Raw genomic sequence first — 11,469 nt, 5'->3', positions numbered from 1 at the left:
TCTTCGACAAGGCCGCCGCTCCTGGCGAGACCTCGCGGGCGCTCGCCGTCCAGGCCCGCACGCTGGAGTTCCACCGCCAGATCGGCATCGTCGACGACGTGCTCGCCGCAGGCGTGCGGCTGGAGCGGCTCACCCTCCATACGCCGGCTGGCGTCGCGGCAAAGCTGCCGCTGTCGGATTTCGGCCGCGGCATCAGCCCGTACTCCTTCGCCTTCGCGCTGCCGCAGGACATCCACGAACGCCTGCTGATCACGCATCTCGAGCGCGCCGGCGTCGAGGTCGAGCGCGATACTGAGCTTGTCGCCTTCCAAGACAAGGGCGAAGCGGTCATTGCGACGCTGAGCAGGAACGGCCGCACCGAGACCGTCAGCGCGGCCTATCTCGCCGGCTGCGACGGCGCCCGCAGCGCCGTTCGCCACGGGCTGAACATCGGCTTCCCCGGCGGCACTTACGAGCAGTCCTTCTACGTCGCCGACGTGAAAGGCAGCGGCGAAATCACGCCCAACGGCATGGACACGACGATCAGCACTTATGGCTTCGCGATCGTCATGCCGGTCCGGCAGTCGGGTTCGGTCAGGCTGATCGGCATCGTGCCGAAGGCGCACGAGGCGGACGAGACGATCACCTTCGAGGCGATCCGCGCCGATGTCGAACGCGACACGGGCGTCAAGGTCCATGAGGTCAACTGGTTCTCGACCTACCGCGTCCACCACCGCGTCGCCGAGCGCTTCCGCGCCGGCCGCGTGTTCCTCGCCGGCGATGCCGGCCACATCCACAGCCCGGCCGGCGGCCAGGGCATGAACACCGGCATGGGCGATGCGGTAAACCTCGCATGGAAGCTCGCCGCCGTGGTCCAGGGCCGTGCCGATGCGCGCCTGCTCGACAGCTACGAGCCGGAGCGCATCGCCTTCGCCCACAAGCTGATCGAAAGCACCGACAAGGTGTTCCGCTTCGTCACCAGCCGCTCGCGGCTGGTCGGCCTGTTCCGGCGCTATCTGATGCCGAAGATCATGAACGCCGCGCTGCACACGTCGTTCGGCTCGCGCGCCTTCTTCGGCGTGATCTCGCAGGCGGCGATCGAGTACCGCGCCGGGCCGATCAGCGCGGGCACGGCCGGCAAGGTCAGCGGCGGCGACCGCCTGCCCTATGTGGTCGGCGCGAGGGGCGACAATTTCGAGCCGCTGCGCTCGCTCGACTGGCAGATCCATGTCTATGGCGAGGTCAACGCCGAATTCCGGGCGATGCTCGCGCCGGCCGGCATCCCGGTCCATGCCTTCGCCTGGTCGGAAGCGGCCGGCAAAGCCGGCCTGCAGCGTGACGGCGCCTATCTGGTGAGACCGGACGGCCATGTCGCGCTCGCCTCGCCGGTCCAGGAGGCGGCGACTTTCCAGCGCTACCTCGCCGGCCTCGCCATCAGGCCGAGGACCGCCGAGCGCGCGCCCTACCGTGTGCCGGGCACCATGCACAGCCTGGCCTGACTTGCGACGGCGCCCGCCACGCGGCGGGCGCTGTCCGAACCCAACCATCATTTTTCGCTGGCCGGCAAACGCCGGCGGAACGCGCCTTCACGCGCGCTGAGAGGGATTGCATCATGACCAGCTTCAACCTTTCCGAATGGGCGCTGCGCCACCGGAGCTTCGTCATCTACCTGATGATCGCGGCGGCGCTTGCCGGCCTCTACGCCTATCAAGGCCTCGGCCGCGAGGAGGATCCGCCCTTCACCATCAAAACCATGGTGGTGAAGACGATGTGGCCGGGCGCCACGACCAGCGACACGGTGGAGCAGATCACCGACCGTATCGAGAAGAAGCTCGAGGAGCTTCCCGACCTCGACTACGTCAAGAGCTACACCAAGCCCGGCGAATCCGTGGTCTTCGTCAACCTCAAGGACACGGTCGCCGGCGACCAGGTGCAGCCGCTCTGGTACCAGGTGCGCAAGAAGCTCGACGACATCAAGCCGACGCTCCCTTCCGGCGTCCAGGGCCCGTTCTACAATGACGAGTTCGGCGACACCTATTCGCTGATCTACGCGCTGACCTCCGACAGTCTAAGCCATCGCGAGCTGAAGGACCTGGCCAGCAGCCTGCGCGCCGGGCTGCTCACCGTGAAGGATGTCGCCAAGGTCGATCTGGTCGGCCAGCAGGACGAGAAGATCTACCTCGAATTCTCGACGCAGAAGGTGGCGGCGCTCGGCCTCGACGTCGGCACGCTGTCGCAGGCGCTGCAGGCGCAGAACGCGCTGACGCCGAGCGGCACGGTCGATGCCGGCCCGGAGCGCATCGCCATCCGCGTTTCCGGTTCCTTCACCTCCGAGGAGAGCCTGAAGGCGATCAACTTCTACGCCAACGGCCATTATTTCCGCCTGGGCGACGTCGCCGAGGTCAAGCGCGCCTATTCCGATCCGCCGCAGCCGATGTTCCGCTTCAACGGCAAGCCGGCCGTCGGCATCGCGGTCTCGATGACCGCTGGCGGCGACGCGCTGGCGCTGGGCGAGAACGTCAAGGAGAAGATGCACGAGATGGAGGCCGAACTGCCGCTCGGCGCCGAGCTCGGCCTGGTCGCCGACCAGTCGCATGTGGTGGAAGAGTCCGTCGGCGAGTTCACCAAGAGCCTCGGCGAAGCGATCGCCATCGTGCTTGCCGTCTCGCTGCTGGCGCTCGGCTGGCGCCCCGGCATCGTGGTGGCGGTCGCCATCCCGCTGGTGCTGGCGATCACCTTCGTCACCATGGAGTATTTCGGCATCTCGCTGCAGCGTATCTCGCTCGGCGCGTTGATCATCGCGCTCGGCCTTCTGGTCGACGACGCCATGATCGCGGTCGAGATGATGATCTCGCGCATGGAGGAAGGCCACGACAAGATCTCGGCCGCCACCTATGCCTATACCTCGACCGCCTTCCCGATGCTCACCGGCACGGTGGTGACGATCGCCGGCTTCGTGCCGGTCGGCTTCGCCAAGAGCGGCGCCGGCGAATACTGCTTCTCGCTGTTCGCGGTCGTCGGCATCGCGCTGGTCGTCTCCTGGATCGTGGCGGTGCTGTTCACGCCGCTCACCGGCGTCTTCCTGCTGCCGGAGCGCATCAAGGGCCATGACAGCCATCAGCCGTCGCGCATAGCCCGCGGCTTCCAGGCGCTGCTCGAAATGGCGATGCGGGCGAAGTGGCTGGTGTTGTCGGCGACCGCCGGGCTGTTCGCGCTGTCGGTCGTGGCCATGGGCTTCGTCGGCCAGGAGTTCTTCCCGAAGTCCGACCGGCCCGAGGTCATGGTCGATCTCACCCTGCCGCGTACCGCCTCGATCAAGGCGACCGACGCGGTGGTGGAGCGCGTCGAAAAGCTGCTCGCGGCCGACCCGGACATCGACCACTGGAGCTTCTACGTCGGTCAGGGCGCGGTGCGCTTCTACCTGCCGCTCGACGCGCAGCTCGCCAACGACTTCTTCGCCCAGGCGGTGGTGGTGACCAAGGGCCACGCCGTGCGCCAGGCGGTCATCGACCGGCTGGAGAAGAAGCTGTCGACCGGCTTCGACGATGTCATGGCCCGCGTCACGCCGCTGGAGCTCGGACCGCCGGTCGGCTGGCCGCTGAAGTTCCGCGTCAGCGGTCCGGACCCGGACAGGACTCGCAGCCTGGCGCAGCAGTTCGCGCAGGTGCTGGGCAGCGATGCCGCGGTGCGCAACATCAACTACGACTGGAACGAGCCGGCCAAGGTCATCAAGGTCGAAGTGGACCAGGATCGGGCGCGTGCACTCGGCATCTCCTCGCAGCAGCTCTCCGAGACGATCAACGCGGTGCTGTCCGGCTCGAAGATCACGCAGATGCGCGACGACACCTACCTCGTCGACATCGTTGCCCGCGCTGTGGAGTCCGAACGCGCCAGCATCGACACGCTGCGCGGCCTGACGATCAGCGCCTCGGGCGGACGCCGCGTGCCGCTCGAACAGGTCGCCAAGCTCTCCTACCAGACCGAGCCGCCGCTGATCTGGCGCCGTGGTCGCCTGCCGACCGTGACCGTTCAGGCCGACGTCGCGCCGGGCAGCGATGCCACAGCGGTGACGCGGAAGCTGGAGAACGCGATCACCGCCTTCAAAGCGGAGCTGCCGGCCCGCTACAGCGTCGAACAGGGCGGCGTGATCGAGGACAGCGCCAAGGCGCAGGCCAGCATCTTCGTGGTCTTCCCGCTGATGCTGTTCATCATGGCCACGGTGCTGATGATCCAGTTGATGAGCTTCCAGCGCCTGGTGCTGGTGCTGCTCACCGCGCCGCTTGCGATCATCGGCGTTGCCGGCGCGCTGCTCCTGTCGGGCGCGCCGATGGGCTTCGTCGCGATACTCGGCGTGATGTCGCTGATCGGCATGGTGATCCGCAACTCGGTGATCCTGATCGCGCAGATCGACCAGCACATCGCCGCCGGCGAGGAACCGTGGGCCGCGGTGATCAGCGCCACCACGCATCGGCTGCGGCCGATCCTGCTCACTGCGGCGGCCGCCATCCTCGGCATGATCCCGATCGCGCCGACCGTGTTCTGGGGGCCGATGGCCTACGCGGTGATGGGCGGCCTGATGGTGGCGACGGTGCTGACGCTGGTGTTCCTGCCGACGCTTTACGTCACCTGGTTCGGCATCAAGGCGCCGGCCGAAACGACAACAGCGGCGGATCCCGCCGTGGCGATCGCCGAGCCGCAAGCCATCGCCGCCTGAGGCGGCCACGCATCCCGGCCAAGCCACGGCGGAATGCCGCCGTGGCAGCCAAACACGTAACCGAAGGGAAACGACCATGACACCGTTCTTTGGAAACCTGCTCATCCGCGTCAACGCCGGCTTCCTGATCCTGGCATCGGCCGGCGGGCTCGCCACCGACATTGCCGGCTCGTTCTTCGGACGCGGCGCCGAAGCCATACTGCTCGCCGACGCGCCCGGCACCGGCATCGGCTTCATCGAGGCGCACGGACTGGCCCTGATCATCGGGGTCACGCTCTCGCGCATCGCCTATTCGCGGACCTGGCATGCCTTCCTGGCTGCCGTCCACATGCTGCTCGGAACGGCAAACCTGTTGTTCTGGCAGTTCTTCATCGCCGCCGACGTGCTCGTCGTCGGCTACGTCACAACCGCGGCGCACTTTCTGTTCGTGGTTGCTCACCTCGCGGCTCTGGCGGGTACCGCCCGCCTTGCCGCGTCCCCCCGTTGAACTTCGATCGAACCTTAAGGAGAGAGAACATGCGTATGAAATCAATAACGAAAATGCGTTCGGCCGCTGCCCTGCTCGCCATCGGCATGGCCGCCGTCGAGATCATCGGAGGCACGGTGCCGGCGCTGTCGCTGGTCGGCGCGGCCGAGGCCCGCGTCGGCCATCCCTGGACGCCGCGCAGCGCCGCCGGCGTCGCCCGCCGCAACACGGCTTGGCGGGTGCTGAGGCACACCACCGCCTGGGTCGCGACGCTGCCGGCCGGCTGCGTCCGCACCAAGGTCAACGGCTTCGACGTCTGGCGTTGCGGCGGCACCTACTACCGGGCCTATCAGGGTCGCTACATCGTGGTCGTCGTCGATTGACGATCGGCCTCGGGCTAAACCTCGCCGAGGGCAATTCGCACGCCTTCGGCGAGATGCTCGGCATCGGCCCGGTTCTCGAAGGGCACGCCGCGCAGCGCGTAGTCGAGCGGCGCAAAAGCATCGCCCTCCTCGATGAGGGCGATCTGCCGCCGCGCCTTCTCCATGTCGCCCATCTGGGCATAGCAGGCCGCCAGTCGCGTCCGGATCCAGGGTGCCGGACGCGTGGCCAGTTCCAGCGCTTCCGCCGCCTGCCGGTATTCCCCCATCATATAGAGCGCCAGCGCACGGTCGAACTGGTACCAGTGCGGGTGCAAGGGATCGATGCGGATGCCGCGCGCCAACCAGGTCAGCGCCTCCAGCGGCCGGCCGCGCATGGTCAGCAGCATGCCCATCTGCTCGATGCTGTCGGCATCGCAGGGATTGAGCTGCAGCGCGATGCGCATGTGGTGCTCGGCCGCCTCGTGGTCGCGCATGTAGAGGCGGATCAGCGATTGCACGCGATGGCCGGTCGGCTGGTCCGGCGACAAGGCCAGGCCCTTGTCGGCAAGGTCACGCGCGTTCTGCAGCACCGCGTCGCTGGCGCGGCCGAACTCTCCGTCCAGCGAGCGCGCCAGGGCGAGATAGGTGTAGGCCAGCCCATAATTCGGATCCTTGGCGATGGCCGCCTCGAACAATGCCTCTGCGCCGCGCTGGTCGGTCTGGGCCGGATCGCGCAGCAGCGCAAAACCGCGCAGCAGAAGCTCATAGGCGGCGAGGCTGGTCACCGGCTTGCGTGAGGCCTGCTCCAGCCCGGCATTGGTGACCCGCGTGACCAGCCGGCTGACGATCTGCTCGACGATCTCGCCTCCGGTCGCGAACAGGCCAGCGCCCTGCGACTGGTAGCGGTCGCCCCAGAGCTGGCTGGCGGTCGCGATGTCGACCAGGCTGACGGCCACCACGACATGCTCGCCCTGCCGGCGCAGCGACCCTTCGACCAGGTAGTCGGCGCCGATGCGGGCACGGATCTGCGGCCACTCGCCACGGCCGAACGAGGAGAAGGAAAAGCTCGAATTGCGCGCCAGCACGGTGACTGTGCCGAAGCGGGCCACGCCGTTGATCAGATCCTCGGCAAAGCCGTCGACCATCGCTTCGTCGGCCGGATCGCCGCTCTCGTTGCGAAAGCGAACGACCGCCACGATCGGCTGGGAACTCATCTCTGGCGCGGGTTCCGCCTCTGCGGCAAGCATGTAGCCGCGCTTGGAGACGGTGCGCACCATATCCTCGCCAAGCACCTTGCGGATTTCGCGCACCGACTGGGTGAGCGAATCCTCGGTGACGTAGACGCCCGGCCAGACAACGTCCATCAGCTCCGCTTTCGGCACGACACGGCCCATGTTGCGGGCAAGATGCGAAAGCAGGGCGTAGGCCTTGGGACGCAGGAACAGCGGCTCGTTGACGCCGCGCAACGTGCCCATGGCGAGGTCGAGCGTGAATCCGCCAAACCGGTATACCTGATCGGCAGCCGCCGTGGTCATCGGGACACCCCTTCCCCGGACAAGGATCATGCCGCTTCGATTCCCACATCGACGAGGCATGACCGACGCATTATTGCCCACTGCGCAATTTGGATCAAACTGGCAGTCCGCGCGGGCATTATCGTCGGCCGGCCAAATGCGAGGAACCATGAATCCGACCGAGAAAGCGCTGTGGTTTGTCGAAAGCCACCTGCCGGACGCGATTTCGCTCGACGATGTCGCGCAAAGCAGCGGCGTGTCGCGCTTCCACGTGACGCGCGCCTTCGGCGCCGCCACGGGGCGCTCGGTGATGGGCTACATGCGCGCGCGCCGGCTGAGCGAGGCGGCGCGCAAGCTTGCCGGCGGCGCGCCCGACATCCTCTCGGTCGCGCTCGATGCCGGCTACGGCTCGCATGAGGCTTTCACCCGCGCCTTCCGCGACCTGTTCGGCACCACGCCGGAACTGGTTCGCGCGCAAGGCTCGACCGACACCCTAGACCTCGTGGAACCGATCCTGATGGACCAGTCGTTTCTCAGCAATCTCGAACCGCCGCGCTTCGAGACCAGCCGCCCCTTCCTCATCGCCGGGCTCGGCGAACGCTACAGCTGCGAGACCAGCGCCGGCATTCCGATGCTGTGGCAGCGTTTTGGACCCTATATCGGCAACATCCCCGGCGAGACCGGCGACGTCGCCTACGGCGTCTGCGTCAACGGCGACGACGCCGGCAATTTCGATTATGTCGCCGGCGTCGAGGTCAGCGATTTCTCGGAAGTGCCGAAAGAGTTCTTCCGCGTGCGCGTGCCGGCGCAGAAATATGCGGTGTTCTCGCATCGCGAGCACATCTCGACCATCCGCCGCACGGTCAACACGATCTGGAACAAATGGCTACCGGCCTCCGGCCACGAGGTCGCCGACGCGCCGGAGTTCGAGCGCTACGGCCCCGAATTCGATCCGCGCAGCGGCAATGGCGGCCTGGAGATCTGGATACCGGTGAAGGGTTAGAGCGACAAATTCCAGGTCTGGCCGACCAGATCCTTGCCGAAGGAATGGTGGCGTTCTTCTTCCGTCAGTTCGAAGCCCGCCGCCTGATAGATGCGGCGGGCCGAGCCGAGGATGTCGTTGGTCCACAGCGTCAGCGTCCTGTAGCCTTTGACGCGGGCAAAGCCGATGCATTCATCCACCAGCCGCCTGCCGATACCAAGGCCGCGCGCGGACGGCTCGACATAGAGCAGGCGAAGCTTCGCCACCTGGTCCGACTTGCGCACGAGGAAGACCGAGCCGACGACCTCTCCTTCCCGCTCGGCGATCCAGGCACGCTCCCATTTCGGATCGAACTTCCTGACGAACTCGGCCAGGATCTCGGCGACCAGCGCCTCATAGGTTTCGTCCCAGCCATAGTCCTGCGCATAGATGAGGCCCTGGCGCCGCGTGACCCAGCCGATGTCGCCGACCTGCAAGGGCCGCAATACATACGGCACCCTGGGTTCCGGCTGATCGCCGAGCAGGCGCTGCACGGTGCCCATCGCCTTGACCAGCCTGTCCTGCTCGGCCGGCGGCAGCTTGTCGAGCAAGGCCTGGACCTGCGCATGCGAGTCCTTGTTGAGCGGCGCGAAAGCATCCCTGCCCGCCTGGGTCAGCGCGATCGAGGAGCGCCGGGCGTCGGCTTCGGTAGCGGCGCGCTCGACGAGACCGCGTTCCTCGAATTTCTTCAAGAGACGGCTGACGTAGCCGGCGTCGAGGCCGAGGTCGCGAACAAGGTCGCTGGCGACGAGGCCATCGTGATGGGCGAGCTCATAAAGCACCCGCGCCTCGGTCAGCGAGAACGGGCTCTTCAGCAGGCCTTCGTCGAGCAGGCCGATCTGGCGTGTGTAGAAGCGGTTGAAGGCGCGCACGGCGTCGATGCGCTCCTTGCCGGGTGGATGATGGATGGTCATGGCGCTTCTCCTGTCAGGGAGAAGATCGGGCATTTAGTTGACGGAGTCAAGTAAATGCTTGCTCGAAGCACCAGACAGAACGCCTGAGGCTGGCAGGACAGAGGGGGGCGCGAAGGATCACGGCAACGGCCGTTGGCCACCTCACCCCATCGGCAAGGCCGGCCAACGCTCGACAATGCGCCCGCCCGAAAACACCGCGATCGAGCCGAAATGCTGCAGCACGGCCTCGCTCTGCGTCGGCCGGAGGAAGGCATAGTCGCCGGGCTTTACGTCGGCTCCGGTCGGCAGGGCCATGAACTGCTGGTTGGAGGACAGGCCCATCAGGCCGTTCACCTTCATGCCCTGCGGAAATACCGGCCCGGCCATCCACTTGCCGCCGTAGAGATAGCAGCCCTTGCGCGGGAACAGGCCAAGCGCCGTGAGCATCCGCGACACCGAGGCCGGCCCCGGCAGCACCGGCTCCACCACCTTCAGGATCGGCGTCGCGATGAAGGCAGCAGGCTGGAGGCCATCCAGGCCGGGCACGTCGAAATCGCTGGGCAGCACGAAAGCGGAGCCGATCGAGACTTCGTTGGCGACCCCGCCATGGTGCAGCAACGCCGTCTTCGAGCCGCCTATGTTCAGGATGCGCCGCTGATCCTCGCCGAGGCTGTCGGCGAATTCCTCGGCCAGCGCCTGGGCTTTCCTCAGCGCGCCGCCCTGGCCGCCGAACAGGCCGGGGATTTCCGGCGCGTGCGCCTCGTAGGCCATGATGCCTTCGCAGCGCAGGCCGTTCGGGATGGTCAGCGCCTTTATGTCTTCGGGGCTGGCGAAGCCGCCGCGATGCAGCCCGACATCGACCTCGAAGGCAAAGCGCAGGTCGGTGCCAAGTTCGGCCGCCAGCCCGCCATACTCGGCCAGCCGCTGTTCGGTGTCGATCAGCCAGCAGACGCGCGACCAGCCGGCGCCTCCCTTGGTGAGCGCGCCACTCGCCGCGCCGACCGGCATCGGCTTGCCGTAGAGCAGATCCGCCTCGGGAAAGGCGTCGAGCACGGCCTGCGTAATCGGCGGATGGAAGGTCATGAAACGGCTGGAGCCGAGCCCGCCGGCAATATGCTGAAGCAGCGGCATGCAGGCGAGTGACTTGTCGACCAGCCGCACGGCGAGGCCCGGCGCCAGTCTTTCCTTCACCAGCGCGATGTTGCGGTCGAGCCGGTCGCGGTCGAGCACGAGCGCGGGCTGGAAGATGCCGGCTTGCCTCAGCGCCTCGGAGAGATCGGCGAAATAGGCGCTCATGTGTCGATGCCGAACAGGCTGGCCATGTAGGGCGACACGAAGCGGTTTTCGGGATCGATATCGCGCCGCACCGCCATGGCGTCATCCCAGCGCGGATAGAGTTTCTTGAAATCCGCGGCCTTCAGGCTGTGCATCTTGCCCCAATGCGGCCTGCCGCCATACTTGCGGAAGATCGGCTCGGCCGCCCGCATGAAGGGCTCGGGATCGTTGGCCGCATCGTGGTGGATGGCGATCGAGCAGGTGAGCCTTTTGTGGAAGGGCGAAAGCCAGAATTCGTCCGGCGCAACCGAACGCACCTCCATCGGGAAGTAGACTTCCGGGAAGCGCTTCTCGGTGAGCTCGATGATCTCGGCCAGCGCCTTCGGCCCCTCCTCGAACGGCAGGTGATATTCCATCTCGTTGAACTTGGTCTGCCGATCGCTGGCATAGACGTTGAGCCAGTCCTGCACATAGTCCTCGGCCGGCAGCTTGGCGATCGCGCCCAGGATCAGCCGGCGGCGCAGCGACGGCAGCCAGGCGAGCGCGATGCGCAGCTTGCGCAGCGTCGCCAGCCCCGCCTCGTCCTCCTCGGTCGGTCGCGCGGTGGTCGCGGCGTCGGAGAGATCGCTGGCGATGAACTGCGCGTAGCCGGAGAACGGTATGTAGTAGAACTCGGCCGAACGATGCGCAGCCATCATCGTCTCGAAGTCTTTCAGCATCTCGGCGATCGGCAGCACCCATTTGCGGCGGCGCAGGCGGTAGGTCGGCATGTTGTTCATCGTCACTTCGGTGAGGATGCCGAAGGCGCCGAGCGCGACGCCGGTGGCGTGGATCATGTCCTGGTCCCCTGCCCGGCTGTATTCGCGCAGTTTCCCTGTCCCGTCGACGAACTGCAGCGTCTCCAACTGCGTATGGTAGGCGCCGAGCTTCGGGCCGGAGCCATGCGTGGCGGTGCCCAGCGCGCCGCCGATCGCCTGCTTGTCGATGTCGCCCATGTTGGGCAGGCCCTGGCCGATGCCTTGCAGCAAATGCATCAGCGGGCCGAGCCTCGTGCCGGCTCGCAGCCGCGCCCTGCTGGTCGCGGCATCATGCGAGACCAGCCCCTCGATCTTCTCCATCGAGACGATGGTGCCGTCGGACTTGACCAGCGGCGTGAAGGAGTGGCCGGCGCCGGCGACGCGCAGCGGACCGGGCGCGATGCGCACCAGATCGGCAAGCTCACCGGCATCGGCGGGAGCGGGGGTC

At 66.8% G+C, this 11,469-nt stretch carries 9 protein-coding genes; 5 read left to right on the top strand and 4 right to left on the bottom strand.

The features are described from left to right. The 4 genes from EN738_RS21860 to EN738_RS21845 all read left to right on the top strand — a co-directional run. Positions 1-1,478, top strand: a 1,478-nt coding sequence (locus EN738_RS21860; protein ID WP_127285532.1) for an FAD-dependent monooxygenase, incomplete at its 5' end; no start/stop codon positions are given. A 113-nt stretch (positions 1,479-1,591) separates the two neighbouring features. Next, a complete protein-coding gene (locus EN738_RS21855; RefSeq protein WP_281034318.1) occupies positions 1,592-4,693 on the top strand; it encodes an efflux RND transporter permease subunit in 3,102 nt (1,033 codons plus the stop codon). A gap of 76 nt (positions 4,694-4,769) precedes the next feature. Continuing rightward, positions 4,770-5,180, top strand: a complete 411-nt coding sequence (locus tag EN738_RS21850; RefSeq protein WP_127285530.1) for a hypothetical protein — start codon at positions 4,770-4,772, stop codon at positions 5,178-5,180. 29 nt (positions 5,181-5,209) lie between these two features. Beyond that, the gene (locus EN738_RS21845) at positions 5,210-5,542 is read left to right on the top strand and encodes a hypothetical protein (RefSeq protein ID WP_127285529.1); all 333 of its coding nucleotides are present in this window, start codon (positions 5,210-5,212) and stop codon (positions 5,540-5,542) included. Between the two features lie 14 nt (positions 5,543-5,556). Here EN738_RS21845 and EN738_RS21840 read toward each other — a convergent pair whose 3' ends face one another. Continuing rightward, positions 5,557-7,056 carry a winged helix-turn-helix domain-containing protein gene (locus tag EN738_RS21840; RefSeq protein WP_127285528.1) on the bottom strand — a complete coding sequence of 500 codons (1,500 nt, stop codon included), beginning with the start codon at positions 7,054-7,056 and terminating at the stop codon, positions 5,557-5,559. Positions 7,057-7,204: 148 nt separating this feature from the next. On the opposite strand from EN738_RS21840, the gene EN738_RS21835 reads away from it, so the two are divergent. Continuing rightward, the gene (locus EN738_RS21835; protein WP_127285527.1) at positions 7,205-8,038 is read left to right on the top strand and encodes an AraC family transcriptional regulator; all 834 of its coding nucleotides are present in this window, start codon (positions 7,205-7,207) and stop codon (positions 8,036-8,038) included. On the opposite strand, the gene EN738_RS21830 is transcribed toward EN738_RS21835, so the two are convergent. From EN738_RS21830 to EN738_RS21820, 3 genes are all read right to left on the bottom strand, one after another. Continuing rightward, complete coding sequence (locus EN738_RS21830; RefSeq protein WP_127285526.1) at positions 8,035-8,970, bottom strand: bifunctional helix-turn-helix transcriptional regulator/GNAT family N-acetyltransferase; 936 nt, start codon at positions 8,968-8,970, stop codon at positions 8,035-8,037. The two genes, EN738_RS21835 and EN738_RS21830, sit on opposite strands and share 4 nt — an antisense overlap. A 141-nt stretch (positions 8,971-9,111) precedes the next feature. Next, the gene (locus EN738_RS21825) at positions 9,112-10,245 is read right to left on the bottom strand and encodes an alanine racemase (RefSeq protein ID WP_127285525.1); all 1,134 of its coding nucleotides are present in this window, start codon (positions 10,243-10,245) and stop codon (positions 9,112-9,114) included. Further along, positions 10,242-11,469, bottom strand: a 1,228-nt coding sequence (locus tag EN738_RS21820) for a D-arabinono-1,4-lactone oxidase (RefSeq protein ID WP_127285524.1), incomplete at its 5' end; no start/stop codon positions are given. The genes EN738_RS21825 and EN738_RS21820, both read right to left, overlap by 4 nt.

This window comes from Mesorhizobium sp. M4B.F.Ca.ET.017.02.2.1, assembly GCF_003998955.1.
In the GTDB taxonomy this organism is placed as follows: domain Bacteria; phylum Pseudomonadota; class Alphaproteobacteria; order Rhizobiales; family Rhizobiaceae; genus Mesorhizobium; species Mesorhizobium abyssinicae.
This window is presented reverse-complemented; position numbering and strand designations above follow the sequence as displayed.